The following is a 17553-nucleotide window of genomic DNA, read 5'->3' on the forward strand; positions in this document are numbered from 1 at the left end:
CCTAGCTCCGGGGCGGCGCCTCGGCAGCGGCCGCTGCCAACTGACCGCTGCGGTAGAAGGAGAAGGCCTTCGCGACCTTCTCCGGCGCACCCGCGACGACGATCGTGTCCCCGGGGAACACGACGAAGTCCGACGAGGGGGCCGGGTTGGCGCTGTCGCCACGCACGACCGCGACGACGGTCAGGCCGATGAAGCCCGAGTCGTGCAGGTCGCCGAGGGGCTTGCCCGCGATGGCGTCGTCGTAGTCGACGCTGAACCAGTCGATGGAGAGGCCGGGGATCTCGTCGAGCTTGTCGAGGCCCTCCGTGATGCGCGTGCCGCCGAGGAGTTCGGCGAGGGTGTGCGCTTCGTCCTCACTGAGGCGGAGCGAGACCTTCTCGGACTTGTCCGCGCCGTCAGCGACGTCCGCGAACGAGATGAGGTCGGAGTGACCCGACCGGTGCGTGATGACACCACACTTGCCACCGTCGTCGGTGTAGAAGCTGTGCAGCACGCCGACGCCGGGGAGTTTGACGCGATGGACGTCGACCATGATGGCTCCCTTTCCCAGGACTCCCATGCTAACCACCGGCAGGGCCTGTCCATTCCGTTGTCCACAGGTCGTCCGGACCGGGGTCAGCTGAGGTCAGCTGGGCTCGGTAGTCTTCTCGCCGACGACCTGCTCGTCGTCCGCCGTGGCGCCCTCGGCGCCGCTCGAGCGGCCTCCGCCGACGACGACGTCGTCTTCCTCGAAGCCGAACGCGATGTCGGGTGCCTCGAGCCGGACGCGGTCGGCGGACTCGTCGTCGGGCTGGAGCTGCGACTCCCGCTCGGCGGCGACGCGCTTGAGGTAGTTCGACACCTCGTTCTCGGTCGTCTCCTGGTCCCAGCCGAGCACCCCGGCCATGAGCCGCGCGGCGACGGGCGCTGCGGACTCGCCACGGTCCCACGCCTCGATCGAGATGCGGGTGCGGCGGGCCAGGACGTCCTCCAGGTGCAGGGCGCCCTCGTGCGAGGCCGCGTACACGACCTCGGCCCCGATGTAGTCGTCAGCCCCGGGCAGCGCGTCGGCCAACGAGGGGTCGTCCTCGACGAGCTGCAGGACCTCGGTCGCGAGCGTGCCGTACCGGTTCAGCAGGTGCTCGATGCGGACCTTGTGCACGCCGTACGTCTTCGCGGTGCGTGCCCGCTTGTTCCAGGCGGCGGGGTAGCCCTCCGCGCCGAGGAGCGGGATGTCCTGCGTCGTCGACTCCGGGATCTTGCCGTCCATCGCGGCGGCGGCCTCGTCGATGGCGTCCTTGCCCATCACGCGGTAGGTGGTCCACTTGCCGCCAGCGACGACCACGAGACCCGGGGCGGTGTGTGCGACGACGTGCTCGCGGCTGAGCTTCGACGTCGCCTCGGACTCCCCCGCCAGCAGCGGCCGGAGTCCGGCGTAGACGCCTTCGACGTCCTCGCGGGTGAGCGGGACGGCCAGCACCTCGTTGACGTGCTCGAGGATGTAGTCGATGTCCGCCGCGGTCGCTGCCGGGTGCGCCTTGTCGAGGTACCAGTCGGTGTCGGTCGTGCCGATCAGCCAGTGCCGACCCCACGGGATCACGAACAGGACGCTCTTCTCGGTGCGGAGGATCATGCCCGAGTTCGACTGGAACCGGTCGCGCGGGACGACGAGGTGCACGCCCTTCGACGCGCGGACCTTGAACTGCCCACGGGTGCCGACCATCGCCTGGGTGTCGTCGGTCCAGACGCCGGTCGCGTTGACGACCTGCTTCGCCTTGATGTCGAAGTGCTCACCGGTCTGGATGTCGTGCGCATGGGCACCGACGACCCGCTCACCGACCTTGATGAAGCCCTCGATCCGGACCCGGGAGGCAGCGTGCGCGCCGTACGAGGCCGCCGTGCGGACGAGTGCGGCGACGTAGCGCGCGTCGTCGACCTGGGCGTCGTAGTAGGTCATGCCGCCGACGAAGGCGTCCTTCTTCAGGGACGGCATCGAGCGGAGCACCTGCGTCCGGGTGAGGTGCCGGTGGTGGGGCACCCCGGGCGGACGGCCGCCGGACCAGCTGAACACGTCGTACATCGCCATGCCGATCCCGATGTAGAAGCGCTCCCACACCCGGTGGTTGAGCGGGTAGAGGAAGCGCACCGGCTTCACCAGGTGCGGGGCGATGCGCTGCAGCAGCAGGCCGCGTTCGATGAGGGCCTCGCGGACCAGGGTGAAGTTGAGCTGCTCGAGGTAGCGGATGCCGCCGTGCACGAGCTTCGACGACCGGCTCGACGTGCCCGAGCCCCAGTCGCGGGCCTCCACGATCCCGACCGACAGGCCGCGCGTGACGGCGTCGAGCGCTGCGCCACCACCGACGATGCCGCCGCCGACGACCAGGACGTCGAGCTCGGTGGACTTCAGCGTCTCGATGGCGGCGTCGCGTTCATCGGGGCCGAGCTTCGTCGCGGGGTCGAACCCCGCCGTGCTGGGTGCTCCGCGGGGTGCCTTCTCGCCCGTGACCGTGCTTGTCATGCTCGCCTCCGTCGCCGATCGGCACCGGAGCGGCACCCGCAGGACCTCCGCGGGCGCACCGCCGTCAGCGGTGGTACGGCGCCACGACCACTTCTACTCGCTGGAACTCCTTGACGTCGGAGTATCCGGTGGTCGCCATCGAGCGACGCAGGGCGCCGACCAGGTTGGCGCGGCCGTCCCACGACGGGGTCGGGCCGTTCAGGATGCTCTCGAGCGAACCGATCGTGCCGACCTCGACCCGACGGCCACGGGGCAGCTCCGGGTGATGCGCCTCGGCACCCCAGTGGAAGCCGCCGCCCGGCGCTTCCTGCGCACGGGCCAGGGCCGTGCCGAGCATGACCGCGTCGGCACCCATCGCGATCGCCTTGACGACGTCGCCGGCGGTGTCGAGGCCGCCGTCCGCGATGACGTGCACGTAGCGGCCGCCGGACTCGTCCATGTAGTCGCGACGGGCACCGGCGACGTCCGCGACCGCGGTGGCCATCGGTGCGTGGATGCCGAGGGCCGCACGGGTCGTCGAGGCCGCACCGCCACCGAAGCCGACGAGGACACCCGCGGCACCGGTGCGCATGAGGTGCAGCGCCGCCGTGTAGGTCGAGGCGCCACCGACGATCACGGGGACGTCGAGCTCGTAGATGAACTTCTTGAGGTTGAGGGGCGCCTGGTTCTGCGAGACGTGCTCGGCGCTGACGGTGGTGCCGCGGATGACGAACAGGTCGACACCGGCGTCCACGACGGTCTGCGAGAACTCGGCGGTGCGCTGCGGGCTGAGCGAACCGGCGACCGGGACGCCGGCGGCACGGATCTCGGCCAGGCGGCGGGTGATCAGCTCGGCCTTGACCGGCTCGGCGTAGATCTCCTGCATGCGCTTCGTGACGTTGCCGTCGGTCAGCGAGCGGATCTCGGCCAGGTACGGCTCCGGGTCCTCGTAGCGGGTCCAGAGGCCTTCGAGGTCCAGGACCCCGAGGACGCCGAGACGCCCCATCTCGATGACGGTGGCGGGCGAGGCGACGGAGTCCATCGGCGCCGACAGGATCGGCGACTCGAAGGTGAACGCGTCGATCGACCACTGGACGCTGACGTCACGCGGGTCACGTGTCCGTCGCGAGGGGACCACCGCGATGTCGTCGAACGCGTACGCCCGACGTCCGCGCTTGCCTGCACCGATCTCGACTTCGCTCACCCGGCAACCCTACCGGGCGGGCTGCGCGGGTGGCACGGCCGGACGGTCCGGGGGGTTCGGCGGGAGCGGTGACCGGGGGCTCACCGGGGAGGTCGAGCCGCACGACCCCGGCGGAGCACCCGGAGCGTCAGCCCCAGGAGCAGCGCCAGCACGATGAGGACGACGAGCAGCGCTGCGGCCACCTTGACGAGCAGGGCCGCACCGATGAAGAGGACGACGAACACCACCCACACCAGGGCGTCCATCGCGCGGTCCGCGAAGCGTTGCACGCTGGAACGGTACCGGACGCGTCCGACGCGGGGCGGGCCTCCCGTCCGGGCTGGAGGCGGGTGCGCGTCCCACGAGGCGCCACCGTCAGCGGGCGGTGCCGGTCACGCGGTACGCCGGCGTCGACGAGCGAGACGCCCACGTCCGTGAGCAGCGCCGCCGTGTGGGCGTGACGTCACCGGATTCCGCGGCGTCGCAGTGACTGCGGGGCGTCCCGAAGAGACGGAGGCGTCTCGAGCAGACGGAGGCGTCTCGAGCAGACGGAGGCGCCTGGAGCAGACGGAGGCGTCTCGACGAGACGGGGGCGTCTGGCCCCGCCCGTCCCACCACCGGGAACGAGAGCGGGGCCGTGCGGCGCGCACGCGCAGCCAGCACGGCCCCACCGGTCGCGGGTGCTGCCCCCACAGCGGCACCCGCGATGTCGACGGGCTCAGCGAGCGTCGTCGACGTCCTTGGCGAGCGTCCCGAGGTAGAGCTCGATGACCTTGGGGTCGTCGGCGAGCTCCTTCCCGGTGCCCGAGTAGGCGTTCCGCCCCTGGTCGAGGACGTAGCCGCGGTCACAGATCTGCAGGCAGCGACGGGCGTTCTGCTCGACCATGATCACGGAGACGCCGGCCTTGTTGATACGGCGGGTGCGGATGAAGGTCTCGTCCTGACGCACCGGCGACAGGCCCGCGCTCGGCTCGTCGAGCAGCAGCACCTTCGGGTCCATCATCAGCGCCCGGGCCATCGCGACCGACTGCCGCTCACCGCCCGAGAGCGACCCGGCACGCTGGCCCTTGCGCTGCCCGAGGACGGGGAACAGGTCGTAGATGACCTCCAGCCGCTCGCTGAACTTCTTCGGCCGCAGGTACAGCCCCATCTGCAGGTTCTCCTCGATGGAGAGCGACGGGAACACGTTGTTCGTCTGCGGGACGAAGCCGACGCCGGCCTGCACGAGCTTGTTCGCCTTGAGGTTCGTGATGTCCTCGCCCTGCAGCGTCACGGACCCCTCGCGGACGTTGACCAGGCCGAACAGCGCCTTGAGGAGCGTCGACTTGCCGGCACCGTTCGGGCCGATGATGCCGATGAGCTCGCCCGGGTAGCAGACCAGGTCGCAGCCGTTGAGGATGTTCACGCCCGGCAGGTAGCCGGCGACCAGGTCGCTGGCCCGCATGACCGGTTCCACGGTCGCCGTCGCACCGGCACCCGCACTGGAGGCCCGGCTCACGCCCGCCTCGTTCGTCGCGTCCGTCATCGGGTCGCCTTCCCTTCGTCGGCGGCGTCCGCCGCGTCCTCGTCTGCGACCTCGTCGGCGAGTTCCTCGTAGGTCTCCTCGGTGAGGAGCGAGTCGTCACCCAGGTCGGTGTCGTGGTGGGCGCCGAGGTAGGCGTCGATCACGGCCTGGTCGTCCATCACGGTGGCGGCCGGGCCCTCGGCCACGACCTTTCCCTCGGCCATCACGACCACCCAGTCGGAGATGTGCCGGACCATGTGCATGTCGTGCTCGACGAACAGCACGGTCATGCCGTCGTCGCGCAGCGACTGGATGTGCCCGAGCAGCGACTGGGTCAGCGCCGGGTTCACGCCGGCCATCGGCTCATCGAGCATGATCATCGTCGGGTCGGACATCAACGCGCGGGCCATCTCGAGGAGCTTGCGCTGGCCACCGGAGAGCGACCCGGCGTAGTCGTCCTTCTTCTCGAGGAGCTTGAAGCGGTCGAGCAGGTCCTCCGCCTTCGCGGTGATCTCCTTCTCGCGCTTCGACCACACCGGCCGGACGAGTGCGGCGAAGAAGTTCTCCCCCGGCTGGTCCTTCGCGCCGAGCAGCATGTTCTGCATCACGGTCAGGCGGGACAGCGCCTTCGTGAGCTGGAACGTGCGGACCATGCCGGCACGAGCGACCTTCGCAGCACCCGTGTTGCCGAGCGTCCGCCCGTTGAACTGCCACCGAGCGTCCTTCCCGCTCGACGGCTTGTCGAAGCCGGTCAGCAGGTTGAAGAACGTGGTCTTGCCGGCACCGTTCGGGCCGATCAGGGCCGTGATCTGGCCGCGCTGCACCTCGAGGTGGTCGACGTCGACCGCGGTCATGCCGCCGAACTTCCGGGTGATGTTGTCGACGGTGAGGATGGCGTCGGGCTTCGCGGCACCCGGGACGCGCTGGATGGTGGTCGGGTCAGACACTGAACGTCAGCTCCTTCTTGTTCCCGAGGAGTCCCTGCGGGCGGAAGACGATGAGGAGCATGAGCGCGACGCCGACGAGCACGTAGGAGAACTGCTCGGCCTGCTGCGCGTTCATGATCGAGTTCGGGATGAAGTCACCCGCGAGCGTGCGGATGAAGAGCCGGAGGACGAAGAACAGCACCGACCCGAGCACCGGGCCGAACACCGTCGCCGCGCCGCCGAGGATGAGCGCCGTCCAGATGAAGAACGTCATCGACCGGCCCATCGCGTCCGGCTGCACCGAACTCGGCAGGACGTAGATGATGCCGCCGAGCGCGCCGAGTGCGCCACCGAAGACGAGCGCCTGCATCTTGTACGAGTAGACGTTCTTGCCGAGGGAGCGGACGGCGTCCTCGTCCTCGCGGATCGCCTTCACGACGCGGCCCCAGGGGCTGCGCATGAGCAGGAACAGCACGAGGGTGAACAGGGCGACGAGGCCCCAGCCGACGATGCGGATCCACCAGCCGTTCACCCCGTTGTTCGAGTACGTGAACCAGAGGATCGTCGTGGTGCCGTCCGGCAGGAAGCTCAGCGCGTTGAAGGGTTCGCGGTAGCTGGAGCCGGTGATGCCGTTCGAACCGCCGGTGGTGTCGGTGAGCAGGCTGGACCGACCGACCATGCGGATGATCTCGGCGCCCGAGATCGTCACGATCGCCAGGTAGTCCCCGCGCAACCGCAGGGTCGGGATGCCGAGGATGATCGCGAACACGATGGCGATCGCGAGCGCGACGAGCACCGCCAGGCCGAGGGGCAGGCCGTTCGTGATGGAGATCGCGAAGCCGTACGCGCCGAGCAGCAGGAACGCCGCCTGACCCATGTTGACCAGGCCGGTGAGGCCGAAGTGCACGTTGAGGCCGATCGCGGCGAGGGCGAACGCCGCGGTCGTGGGGGCGAGGGCTTCCTGCGTCAGGGAGCTGAGGAGTTGGAGGATGTAGTCCATGCGGGTGCTCCCTTAACCGATCCGCTCGGCACGGCCGAAGATGCCCTGCGGCCGGAACAGCAGGATGAGGATGAGGATGACGAGGGCGGTGGCGTACTTGAAGTCACCGGGCAGCACCAGGTTCGTGAGCTCCACGACGATGCCGATGATCATCGAACCGACGAGTGCGCCGTAGGCCGTGCCGAGGCCACCGAGGGTCACCGACGCGAACATCAGGAGCAGGAGCTGCAGACCGGTCTGCCAGTTCACGCCGTTGAGCACCAGGCCGAGCATCACGCCGGAGAGCCCGGCGAGACCGGCGGCGAGCGTCCACACGAAGCGGATCACCCGGTCGACGTCGATGCCGGAGGCCGCGGCGAGCGCCGGGTTGTCCGACACGGCGCGGGTGGCGCGGCCGAAGCGGGTCTTCGCGAGGAACAGCCCCGTGCCGATGAGGACCACGAGCGCGATGCCCATCGCGACGTAGGACTGCACGGTGAGGGTGATCCCGGCGAAGGTCACCGTCTCGGGGTTGCCCTGCTGGATGCGGACGGTCGAGGCGCCGAAGAAGTACTGGAAGGCGTACTGCGCGGCGATCGAGAGGCCGATCGTCACGATCATGAGCTGGGTGAGGCTGATCCGGCGCTTGCGGAGCGGCTTCCAGATGCCGGCGTCCTGCAGGTACCCGGAGGCGGCGCAGAGCAGCACCGTGACGATCCCGGCGAGCCAGATGTTCCATCCGAGCTGGTTCGCGAAGACGTAGGCCAGGAGTCCGCCGAGGGTGACCTGCTCGCCGTGCGAGAAGCTCGACAGCCCGGTCGTGCCGTAGATCAGCGAGAGGCCGATCGAGGCGAGGGCGATGAGCAGGCCCAGGCGGATGCCGGAGGCGAACTGCTGCCAGAACCGGGCGGCCGTGACGCTGGTGGTGGCGGTGTCGGTCGTGGCGCCCTCCTGGTCGGAGAGCTGGAAGATCGTGCCGGCGTTGGCGTTCAGGTTCCCCTGGACGGTGCGGGCGGCGTCCTTCGCATCGGTCAGGTACTGCCCCTTCGGCAGGGAGTCCTGGTCGACCTTGACCGTGTACGACCCCGCTGCCGGGATGCTGACGGACCAGCGTCCGTCGGCGTTCGTGGTCGAGGAGCCGGTGAACGAGCCGGGTCCGGTGACCGCCACGGCGACGCCCTCGGTGGGCTTCCGGTCGGAGTCGAGGATGGTGCCCTGGATGCAGCCGTTCGAGGTGCTGACGACGCAGGGCCCGGTGCTCGCGGGCGCGCTGCTGGAGCTGGGGCTGCTGGTCGCTGCGTCGGCGACGGGTGTGAGTGCCCAGTCGACCGCGAAGGTGGCGAGGAAGGCGAGGAAGAGCACGGCGGCGAGGACCAGGCGACGGCGGCCTGGTGCCCCGCGGCGGAGTCGGTGCGCGAGCACTGACCCCGGCGGAGTGATGGAACCCACGGATGAGCCTCTCGTTCGGATAGTCGAGGACCCTAGGGATTTTTTGTGTCCCCCGTGTTTCCGGCACGTTCCCTGCACAAATCGTGCCGGAACCGTGATGTTGCTCAGGCGCGTCGATTTGCAATCCCGAGACGAGCCTCCCGTCTGGCCGGTACAGCGACTTCGGAGGCGACCGGAATGGCGCGCGCAGCCCGCGCGTTACCATGTCCTATCCGGAGCCCACCGCAGCGTTCCCGGTGTCTCGACCACTTGTCGCGCCCACGAAGGGGACCCATGGACCAGCCGGATCCGTTCGGATTCATCGGACTCACGTACGACGACGTCATGCTCCTGCCGGGGCACACCGACGTCATCCCGAGCGAGGCGTCCACGGCGTCCCGGCTCACCAAGCGGATCTCGGTCAACGTGCCGCTGCTCTCCGCCGCGATGGACACCGTCACCGAGTCGCGCATGGCCATCGCCATGGCGCGCCAGGGCGGCATCGGGATCCTGCACCGCAACCTGTCGATCGCGGACCAGGCGGCCTACGTCGACAAGGTCAAGCGCTCCGAGTCGGGCATGATCACCAACCCGGTGACCACCACGCCCGACGCCACCGTGGCCGAGGTCGACGCGCTCTGCGGGCAGTTCCGCGTCTCCGGTCTGCCGGTGGTCGAGGCCGACGGCACGCTCGTCGGCATCATCACGAACCGGGACATGCGCTTCGTCGCCTCATTCGAGCAGGCCACCACCTCCGTGCGCGACGTGATGACCAAGGCGCCGCTGATCACCGCGATGGAGGGCATCGACCCCGAAGAGGCGATCGCCATCTTCGCGCAGCACAAGATCGAGAAGCTGCCGCTGGTCGACGCCGAGGGCAAGCTCCGCGGCCTCATCACCGTCAAGGACTTCGACAAGAGCGAGCAGTACCCGGACGCCACGAAGGACGACGAGGGCCGACTCCGCGTCGGTGCCGCGATCGGCTTCTTCGGGGACGCCTGGCAGCGTGCCGAGGCTCTGCGTGACGCCGGCGTCGACGTGCTCGTCGTCGACACGGCCAACGGCGAGAGCGAAGGCGTGCTCGACATGGTCCGACGCCTGAAGGCCGACCCGACGTTCGACGCGATCGACGTCATCGGCGGCAACGTCGCCACCCGCGCGGGTGCCCAGGCGCTCATCGACGCCGGTGTGGACGCCGTCAAGGTCGGCGTCGGCCCAGGCTCGATCTGCACCACCCGCGTCGTCGCCGGTGTCGGTGTGCCGCAGGTGACCGCCGTGTACGAGGCCTCCCTCGCCGCACGCGAAGCCGGTGTGCCGGTCATCGCCGACGGTGGCCTGCAGTACTCCGGCGACATCGCGAAGGCCCTGGTGGCCGGCGCCGACACCGTCATGCTCGGCTCGCTGCTGGCCGGCACCGACGAGTCCCCCGGTGACCTGGTGTTCGTGGGCGGCAAGCAGTTCAAGGCCTACCGCGGCATGGGGTCCCTCGGGGCCCTGCAGACCCGTGGCAAGAAGACCTCGTACTCGAAGGACCGCTACTTCCAGGCCGACGTGCCGAACGACGACAAGCTCATCCCCGAGGGCATCGAGGGCCAGGTGCCCTACCGCGGTTCGGTCGGCAACGTCGTCTACCAGCTCACCGGTGGGCTGCGGCAGTCGATGTTCTACGTCGGCGGCCGCACGATCCCCGAGCTCAAGGCCCGTGGCAAGTTCGTCCGCATCACCGCCGCGGGGCTCAAGGAGTCCCACCCGCACGACGTCCAGATGGTCGTCGAGGCGCCGAACTACCGCGCCTAGCCCTTCCGCGAAACGCAACGTGGGCGGCGCTCCGCAGCGGTATTCCGCTGCGAAGTGCCGCCCACGTTGCGTTTCGCGAGAGGACTTTCCACAGATCGAAGCGACGAGGCTCACTGCGGCGGTAGCGCTCGCACAGTGGGGTGATGGACGAACCCCCACGACTGCTCCTGCTCCGCTCCAACGACAGCGAGTCGCAACACCGCATCCGGCGCGGGGAACTCGTCCGCGTCACCCACGGCGCCGCCGTCGACGCGACCGCGTGGGAGCGCGCGTCGGTCCGGGAACGCCAACGACTGGTCCTGGAGGCCGTGGCCACCACCGTGGGCGAGTGGCGCGCGCTGTCCCACCGCTCCGCCGGGCTGCTCTGGGGCCTGCCCGACGTCGACCGGCCCGACCCACGGGTGCACGTGACCGATCCCCTCATCGGCACGACCCACTCCGGGCGCCGAGTCGTCCGACATGCAGCGCCCCTGGAGTCCGCTGCCGTGTCGACCGTCGATGGACACCGCGTCACGTCACTCCTCCGTACCGTCGTCGACCTGGCACGCAGCACGTCGTACGAGAACGTCGTCGCGGTGCTCGACCACGTCCTGCACGAGCGCCTGCTCGACATCGACACCCGGCGCCGCGCCTTCGCCGACTGGCCCACGCCTCGGGGCATCACGCGCGCACGTCGAGCACTCCGGTTCGCCGATCCGCTGGCCGAGTCACCGGGTGAGTCGGTGAGCCGCGTCCGCCTCGACGAGGACGGCTTCGCACCGCCGGTCCTGCAGCAGTCCTTCGGGCGTTTCCGGGTCGACTTCTGGTGGCCGCGGTACGGCGTCGTCGGGGAGTTCGACGGGATGACGAAGTACGACGAGCCCGGGGCTGTGCGCGACGAGAAGGCCCGGCAGTCGGCGCTGCTCCTCCGGCACGATGTCCGGACGGTCGTCCGGTGGGGGTGGGTGGAGGTCCGCACCCCGGGTCGCTTGCAGGCTTTGCTGCGGGGTGCGGGCCTCCCGACCGGTCTGTGAGCCTGGCCCGGCCCGCAAAACGCAACCCCGGCGGCGAGGCGCCGCGGTACAACGCTGCGAGAAGCCGCCGAGGTTGCGTTTTGCGAGGGGCTACGCGCTACGCCAGTCGTTCGACGTGATGTGGCTGCCGCCGTGGGGGCCCATCTGCAGCATGCCGCCGTCGACGGGCAGCGAGACGCCGGTGATGTACGACGACGCGGGCGAGGCCAGGAACGCCACCGCGGCCGCGATCTCCCACGCGTTGCCCGGACGGCCGAGCGGCACCCCGGGACGGGAGATCGTGTGCGGGTCCTCGTCCTCGGCGCCGGTCATCCGCGTCGCGATCTCGCCCGGAGCGACGGCGTTCGCAGTGATCCCGTGCTCGGCGAGCTCGATCGCGATCGTCTTGAGCAGTCCGCCGAGCCCGTGCTTGGCGGCGTCGTACGCACTCGAGCCGTAGCGGGGCTGGTGCTCGTGGACGCTCGTGATGCCGATGATCCGGCCGCCGGTGCCCTGCGCGACCATGCGCCGAGCAGCAGCCTGGATCGTGACGAACGCGCCGTCCAGGTCGGTGGACACGGTGTGCCGCCACTGGTCGAGCGTCATGTCGAGGAACGGCGCGTTGTCGCCCGTGCCGGCGTCGGCGACGATGACGTCCACCCCGCCGAGCTGCTCCGCGAGCCGCTCGATCACCGCGCCGGCGCCGGCGAGGTCGGTGACGTCGATCTGCTCGACGAACGCCTGACGGCCCTCGGCGCGGATCTCCTCCGCGGTCTCCTGGGCACGATCGGGCTCGGACAGGTACGTGATGCCGACGTCCATCCCGGCAGCCGCGAGGGCGACGGCGGTGGCGCGTCCGATACCGGATTCGGCGCCGGTGACGATGGCCCGGGAGGGCCGGAACTGGGTGGTCGAAGATGGCTCGCTCATGTCTCGGGAACGTACGCCGGGCCTCCCTGACAGCCGTCCGGAACCGCGGAGACCGTCCAGACGGACTCCTCATCAGGGGTTCCGGTGAGGCTGTTCAGAAGAGTCACGGCTCTGTAACGAAACATCCAGGTGTGTACTTCCGTCACACGGGCGAAACACATCGACCCTAGTTTTCTCCACATCCCACGCGGAGACGCCGCGCTCGACCCGATGCGGTAGGGCCTCCGCGCAGAGAAAGGGTTCCACGGATGATCAGAACCACCCGCGCCACCACGGCGCTGGCACTGGCGGGAGCTGCAGCGGTGCTCCTCGCCGCCTGTTCCACCTCGAGCAACGCCGGTGGCGGCTCCTCCGAGTCGGCTTCGGCCGGCGGCGCGAAGAAGGACCCGGCCGCGAGCTGCCAGGCCCCCTCCTCGCCCAGCACCGACGCCCTGAAGATCGGCACGATCCTGCCGCTGACCGGATCGCTCGCCTACCTGAACCCGCCGGCCGAGTCCGGCGTCGGCCTCGCGGTCGAGGACATCAACTCCGGCGGCGGCGTGCTCGACAAGGACGTCACGATCGACCCTGCCACCGACTCCGGTGACAGCAACGACATGACCGTGTCGAGCTCGGCCGCGACGAAGCTCGTCAACGCCAAGGTCCCGGTCGTCATCGGTGCCGAGTCCTCGTCCGTCACGCTCAACGTGATCGACCAGCTCACCAGCAACTGCATCGTCCAGGTCTCGCCGGCCAACACCGCGACCGACCTGTCCGGGTACTCCTCGCACTACTACCGCACCGCTCCGCCGGACTCGGTTCAGGGTTCCGCACTCGGCCAGCTCGTCACGGGTGACGGCAACGCCAAGGTCGCGTTCCTCGTCTTCAACGACACCTACGGCACCGGCCTCCGCAACTCCGTCCAGGAAGCCGTCGAGGCCGCTGGCGGCCAGGTCGTCTACGGCGCCAAGGGCAAGGGCCAGGAGTTCCCGCCCGGACAGACCACGTTCTCGTCCGAGGTGACCGCGGCCCTCGCCGCGAAGCCCGACGCGATCGTCGTGCTCGCCTTCGACGAGACGAAGTCGATCATCCCCGAGCTCGTCTCGCAGGGGAACAAGGCGAAGATCTACATGTCCGACGGCAACACCGCGGACTACTCGAAGGACTTCGACAAGGGCACCCTCGACGGCGCCCAGGGCACCATCCCCGGTGCCAGCCCGAAGGACGAGCTGAAGCAGCGTCTGGTGGAGTTCTACAAGAAGTCCTCCGGCAAGGACCTCGCCGACTTCTCGTACGCGGCTGAGTCCTACGACGCCACCACCATCGCCGCCCTCGCCGCGGTGAAGGGCAAGGGCACCGATTCCGGCACCATCCAGGCCAACATGGCTGCGGTGTCCGGCGCCGACGGTGGCACCGAGTGCGCGACGTTCAAGGAGTGCAAGGCCCTGCTGGACGACGGCAAGGACATCCACTACACCGGTCCGTCCGGCATCGGCCCGTTCGACAAGAAGAACGACCCGTCGAGCGCCTACATCGGCATCTACAAGTTCGACTCGGACAACAAGCCGGTCTACCAGAGCGCCATCCAGGGCTCGGTCTCGAAGTAACCGCACCAGCACCACGACGGCCCCCGGGAGCAGCAGCTCCCGGGGGCCGTTCGCGTGCGCCGGGTGGTCCCTGCATGCGCGCGAGACGGTGGCGTCGCCAGAGGACGCCGCGATGCCGCCGAAACACCGCCGAACTCCGCGGCGTTTGACAGCGGTCGCGGCGTCTCGCAGCGGTCGCGGCGTCTCGCACAGACGAGGCCGTCCCAGACGGCCGCGTCTCGCACACACGGCGGCGTCTCGCACACACGGCGGCGTCTCGCACACACGGCGGCGTCTCGCACAGACGGGGGCGTCTCGGGCAGACGGCAGACTGGAGGCCCGGGGAGACCCGGTGGACCGCCTACGCCCCGGCGTCCGCCACCTCAGGCACCGGGGTGCGTCGCACACGCCGCGCCGCCGTGAACGAGTCCACCGTGAGCACCACGAGCGCGACCCACACGATCGCGAAGCCGACCCACCGCGAGCCCGACATCGCCTCGTGCTGGATCGTCACCCCGACCACGAGCTGCATCACCGGCGTCAGGTACTGCGTCAGCCCGAGCGTGGAGAGCGTCAGCCGCCGAGCGGACGACGCGAAGAGCAGGAGCGGCACGGCCGTCGCCGGTCCCGCGCCGATCATGATGAGCGTGTGCAGCCAGCCCTCGCCGCCGAGGGTCACGCCGCCGGCCAGACCCGTGGTGCCCAGGACGACGAGCGCCCCCACCGCGAGCGGCGTCAGCCACATCGTCTCGATCGTGAGTCCGCTGAGCGCGTCGACCGTGCCACCGACCCGCTTCTTCACGAGCCCGTACAGCCCGAACGAGAAGGCCAGGGTGAGCGAGATCCACGGGACCTGCCCGTAGCCGACCGCGATCACGACGACCGCCACCACGCTGATCCCGACCGCTGCCCACTGTGCCGGCCGGAGTCGCTCGTGGAGCAGGACGACACCGAGCGCGATCGTCACGAGCGGGTTGATGAAGTACCCGAGCGCGGCCTCGACCGTGTGCCCGGTCGTCGTCGCGGCGACGTACACGGTCCAGTTCACCAGGATCAGGACGGCGGCGAGTGCCAGGACGGCCATCACGCGGCGGTCGGCGAGCAACGCCCGGGTCCGGAGCCACGTCCGCGTCACGGCGATCGCGATCGCACAGAACCCGAGGCCGAAGACGATGCGCCAGGCGACGATCTCGAACGGCCCGGCCGGTGCCATCGCGGCGAACAGGAGCGGCATCAACCCCCAGAGACCGTAGGCGATGACGGCCTGCACGACGCCGACGGACGCCTCGCTGCGCGCGGGGCGCCTGGGACTCGGTTCACTCACGGAACCATCCTAGGAAGGCGAGCCGAGGTCGGGTGCTGGTGGCGGGCCTCCCGGCGGACGACGAAACGCCCCGTCGGCCAGGCCGACGGGGCGTTTCGTGGAGCGGGTGTCAGTGCTCGATGACCGCGAGGACGTCGCGGGCGGAGAGGACCAGCAGGTCCTCGCCCGAGTACTTGACCTCGGTGCCGCCGTACTTCGAGTAGATGACCTTGTCGCCGACGGCGACGTCGAGCGGCACGCGGTTGCCGTTGTCGTCGATGCGACCGGGGCCCACGGCGACGACCTCGCCCTCCTGGGGCTTCTCCTTCGCGGTGTCCGGGATGACCAGACCGGACGCGGTGGTCTGCTCCGCCTCCACCTGACGGATGACGATGCGATCTTCGAGCGGCTTGATGCTGACGGCCACGGTGACCTCTTCTTTCTCGGTACGTGTTCGGTACTGACGAAAACCGGGTTGGCACTTCCCTCGGGAGAGTGCCAACCCCAACTGTATGACGTCACTGGCACTCGGTCAATCCGAGTGCCAGTGCACCACGGTCGCGTCCGGCGCCTGGGAGGATCGGGGCATGGACGCCGCCGAACTCACCCAGCTGCTGACCCCGGCCGGGATGGACCTGCTCGACCGTACGCCCTCGGTCTCCGACGGCGGCGAGATCGTCCGGGTGGTGTCGCGGCTGCGGGCCGAGGGGCACGACCCGGCCCTGGTGGCGGCCGTCCTGACCCAGGCGAAGCTCCGGCAGAAGGCCCGCGGCAAGTTCGGCGAGTTCGCCGCGCGCATGCTCTTCACCGAGGCGGGCCTCGAGCAGGCCACCCGGCTGCAGGTCGCCGCGCAGCACGCCGGACGCTTCGCCGCTGCCGGTCTGCACCGGGTCGCGGACCTCGGCTGCGGGATCGGCGGTGACGCGTTGGCCATGGCCGCGCTCGACCTCGACGTCACCGCGGTCGACCGCGACGAGGTGACGGCGGCCGTCGCGACGCACAACCTGGCCCCGTGGCCGAACGCCCGCGTCGCGCTCGGTGACGCCGCCTCGTTCGACCTGTCCGCCGTCGACGGGGTCTGGATGGACCCGGCCCGCCGCACGAGCGGGCACTCGGACACCCGCCGTCTGGCCGACCCCGACGACTGGTCGCCCTCACTCGACACGGTGTTCGCGGCCGCCACGACGACCCCGACCGGGGTGAAGCTCGGCCCGGGCATCGACCGTGACCTGATCCCCGACAGCGCCGAGGCGCAGTGGACCTCCGTCGACCGGGAGGTCGTCGAACTCGCCCTGTGGTTCGGCCCCCTCGCCCGCCCCGGGATCCGCCGTGCCGCGACCGTCGTCGGCCCGCACGGCATCGCGGAACTGACGGGCGCAGCCGATGCCGAGGACGTCGAGGTCGGCGCGCTCGGTGCCTACCTGTACGAGCCGGACGGTGCCGTGATCCGCGCACGGCTGATCGGGGACCTCGCACGCTCGATCAACGGCCGGATGCTCTCCGAGGGCATCGCGTACATCACGTCCGACCGGGCCCTCGTCACGCCGTTCGCGCAGGGGTTCCGGGTGCTCGACACCATGCCGCTCGACGTCAAGCGCCTGGCTGCGCGTCTGGCCGCGGACGACATCGGCACCGTGGAGATCAAGAAGCGCGGGGTCGACGTGGACCCGGCCGAGTTCCGCAAGCGGTTGCGTCTGCGGGGCCGTGGGAGCGTGACGCTGGTGCTCACCCGACTGGAGGGACGACACACTGCCGTCCTGTGCGAACGGCTCACCGACGTGGCCAGCTGAGCAGAGGGCGCAGCACGCGGGGTCGGGCTCAGCCGACGGGGTCGGGCGCAGCCCACGGGTCGTCGCGCGAGCCCCGAGGTCAGGCGACGACGGCGCCGGTACCGCCGCCGGAGCCGTCCCAGCCGGTGCCGCCCGTCTGGGGGATCGATGAGGCGATGGCGATGATCGCGATGACGATCAGGACGAAGAGCGCGGTCAGGATCCAGCCGCCGATGATGCCGGCGAGTGCCAGGCCGCGGCCCTGCTCCCCCGTCTGCTTGATACGGCCGAGGGCGACGTGCCCCAGGATCGCGCCGACCGGGCTCGTGAGGATCACCAGCAGCGGGAAGACCAGGCCGCCGAACGCGAAGACGATCGACAGGATCGCGAGGGTGCTCGTCCTCTGCGGGGCGTACGGGTTGTGCGTGCTGGCCCGGTAGGGGTCGTGCACCCCGGGGTTGCCGTACTGCGGAGCGGCGTACGGGTCCTGCTGGGCGTACGGGTTCTGCTGAGCGGCACCGTACTGGCCGTACTGCTGCGACCGGCCGTACTGCCCCGGCTGGCCGTACTGCCCCGGCTGGCCGTACTGCCCCGGCTGCTGCCACCCCTGGCTCTGCTGCCCGGACGGGTACTGCTGCCCCTGCCGGGGCGTCTCGTCCGGCTTCGATCGGTCGTTCAGATCGGACACGTTGCACCCTCCT

The 17553-nt window shown here is 70.0% G+C and carries 16 protein-coding genes; 4 read left to right on the forward strand and 12 right to left on the reverse strand.

The window, feature by feature from the left end:
• Position 1: 1 nt before the first annotated feature.
• From DEI89_RS07940 to DEI89_RS07975, 8 genes are all read right to left on the reverse strand, one after another.
• On the reverse strand, positions 2–532 hold the full coding sequence (locus DEI89_RS07940; RefSeq protein WP_110903510.1) for a cation:proton antiporter regulatory subunit: 531 nt from the start codon (positions 530–532) through the stop codon (positions 2–4).
• Between the two features lie 93 nt (positions 533–625).
• The gene (locus tag DEI89_RS07945) at positions 626–2497 is read right to left on the reverse strand and encodes a glycerol-3-phosphate dehydrogenase/oxidase (protein WP_258368820.1); all 1872 of its coding nucleotides are present in this window, start codon (positions 2495–2497) and stop codon (positions 626–628) included.
• Between the two features lie 64 nt (positions 2498–2561).
• Positions 2562–3680: a GuaB3 family IMP dehydrogenase-related protein gene (locus DEI89_RS07950; RefSeq protein ID WP_110903511.1), complete on the reverse strand. Its 1119-nt coding sequence runs from the start codon at positions 3678–3680 to the stop codon at positions 2562–2564.
• 80 nt (positions 3681–3760) lie between these two features.
• Positions 3761–3949 carry a hypothetical protein gene (locus tag DEI89_RS07955; RefSeq protein WP_110903512.1) on the reverse strand — a complete coding sequence of 63 codons (189 nt, stop codon included), beginning with the start codon at positions 3947–3949 and terminating at the stop codon, positions 3761–3763.
• Between the two features lie 428 nt (positions 3950–4377).
• Positions 4378–5103 (reverse strand): ABC transporter ATP-binding protein, encoded by a 726-nt coding sequence (locus DEI89_RS07960; protein ID WP_110903590.1) that lies wholly within the window; start codon positions 5101–5103, stop codon positions 4378–4380.
• 77 nt (positions 5104–5180) lie between these two features.
• Positions 5181–6110 carry an ABC transporter ATP-binding protein gene (locus tag DEI89_RS07965; protein ID WP_110903513.1) on the reverse strand — a complete coding sequence of 310 codons (930 nt, stop codon included), beginning with the start codon at positions 6108–6110 and terminating at the stop codon, positions 5181–5183.
• Entirely contained in the window at positions 6103–7089 is a 987-nt protein-coding gene (locus DEI89_RS07970; RefSeq protein WP_110903514.1) for a branched-chain amino acid ABC transporter permease, read from the reverse strand. The genes DEI89_RS07965 and DEI89_RS07970 overlap by 8 nt, the downstream gene beginning before the upstream one ends.
• A gap of 12 nt (positions 7090–7101) precedes the next feature.
• Positions 7102–8517, reverse strand: a complete 1416-nt coding sequence (locus DEI89_RS07975; protein ID WP_258366187.1) for a branched-chain amino acid ABC transporter permease — start codon at positions 8515–8517, stop codon at positions 7102–7104.
• Between the two features lie 273 nt (positions 8518–8790).
• On the opposite strand from DEI89_RS07975, the gene guaB reads away from it, so the two are divergent.
• Positions 8791–10293 carry an IMP dehydrogenase gene (guaB, locus tag DEI89_RS07980; RefSeq protein ID WP_110903515.1) on the forward strand — a complete coding sequence of 501 codons (1503 nt, stop codon included), beginning with the start codon at positions 8791–8793 and terminating at the stop codon, positions 10291–10293.
• Positions 10294–10436: 143 nt separating this feature from the next.
• Positions 10437–11306 carry a hypothetical protein gene (locus DEI89_RS07985; RefSeq protein ID WP_146236715.1) on the forward strand — a complete coding sequence of 290 codons (870 nt, stop codon included), beginning with the start codon at positions 10437–10439 and terminating at the stop codon, positions 11304–11306.
• Positions 11307–11396: 90 nt separating this feature from the next.
• Here DEI89_RS07985 and DEI89_RS07990 read toward each other — a convergent pair whose 3' ends face one another.
• Entirely contained in the window at positions 11397–12215 is an 819-nt protein-coding gene (locus tag DEI89_RS07990) for an SDR family oxidoreductase (RefSeq protein ID WP_110903517.1), read from the reverse strand.
• 248 nt (positions 12216–12463) lie between these two features.
• Between DEI89_RS07990 and DEI89_RS07995 the strand changes: the two genes are divergently transcribed.
• The gene (locus DEI89_RS07995) at positions 12464–13801 is read left to right on the forward strand and encodes an ABC transporter substrate-binding protein (protein WP_110903518.1); all 1338 of its coding nucleotides are present in this window, start codon (positions 12464–12466) and stop codon (positions 13799–13801) included.
• A 340-nt stretch (positions 13802–14141) separates the two neighbouring features.
• On the opposite strand, the gene rarD is transcribed toward DEI89_RS07995, so the two are convergent.
• Together rarD and groES are read right to left on the reverse strand one after the other, a co-directional pair.
• Positions 14142–15104: an EamA family transporter RarD gene (rarD, locus tag DEI89_RS08000; RefSeq protein WP_110903519.1), complete on the reverse strand. Its 963-nt coding sequence runs from the start codon at positions 15102–15104 to the stop codon at positions 14142–14144.
• A gap of 109 nt (positions 15105–15213) precedes the next feature.
• On the reverse strand, positions 15214–15510 hold the full coding sequence (groES, locus tag DEI89_RS08005; RefSeq protein WP_071292506.1) for a co-chaperone GroES: 297 nt from the start codon (positions 15508–15510) through the stop codon (positions 15214–15216).
• Between the two features lie 160 nt (positions 15511–15670).
• Here groES and DEI89_RS08010 point away from each other — a divergent pair, with 160 nt between their 5' ends.
• A complete protein-coding gene (locus DEI89_RS08010; RefSeq protein ID WP_110903520.1) occupies positions 15671–16873 on the forward strand; it encodes an SAM-dependent methyltransferase in 1203 nt (400 codons plus the stop codon).
• A gap of 79 nt (positions 16874–16952) precedes the next feature.
• On the opposite strand, the gene DEI89_RS08015 is transcribed toward DEI89_RS08010, so the two are convergent.
• Positions 16953–17540, reverse strand: coding sequence for a DUF4190 domain-containing protein (locus DEI89_RS08015; RefSeq protein ID WP_110903521.1), 588 nt, complete (start codon positions 17538–17540; stop codon positions 16953–16955).
• Between the last annotated feature and the right edge of the window lie 13 nt (positions 17541–17553).

Source organism: Curtobacterium sp. MCBD17_030 (assembly GCF_003224255.1).
Taxonomy (GTDB): domain Bacteria; phylum Actinomycetota; class Actinomycetes; order Actinomycetales; family Microbacteriaceae; genus Curtobacterium.

What these genes read in the sequence shown, in the direction of transcription:
- DEI89_RS08010 (WP_110903520.1), top strand. Translation starts at nt 15,671, where the DNA reads ATGGACGCCGCCGAACTCACCCAGCTGCTGACCCCGGCCGGGATGGAC.
- DEI89_RS07960 (WP_110903590.1), bottom strand. Translation starts at nt 5,103, where the DNA reads ATGCGGGCCAGCGACCTGGTCGCCGGCTACCTGCCGGGCGTGAACATC.
- DEI89_RS07985 (WP_146236715.1), top strand. Translation starts at nt 10,437, where the DNA reads ATGGACGAACCCCCACGACTGCTCCTGCTCCGCTCCAACGACAGCGAG.
- DEI89_RS07995 (WP_110903518.1), top strand. Translation starts at nt 12,464, where the DNA reads ATGATCAGAACCACCCGCGCCACCACGGCGCTGGCACTGGCGGGAGCT.
- DEI89_RS07990 (WP_110903517.1), bottom strand. Translation starts at nt 12,215, where the DNA reads ATGAGCGAGCCATCTTCGACCACCCAGTTCCGGCCCTCCCGGGCCATC.
- DEI89_RS07945 (WP_258368820.1), bottom strand. Translation starts at nt 2,497, where the DNA reads ATGACAAGCACGGTCACGGGCGAGAAGGCACCCCGCGGAGCACCCAGC.
- DEI89_RS07940 (WP_110903510.1), bottom strand. Translation starts at nt 532, where the DNA reads ATGGTCGACGTCCATCGCGTCAAACTCCCCGGCGTCGGCGTGCTGCAC.
- DEI89_RS07970 (WP_110903514.1), bottom strand. Translation starts at nt 7,089, where the DNA reads ATGGACTACATCCTCCAACTCCTCAGCTCCCTGACGCAGGAAGCCCTC.
- guaB (WP_110903515.1), top strand. Translation starts at nt 8,791, where the DNA reads ATGGACCAGCCGGATCCGTTCGGATTCATCGGACTCACGTACGACGAC.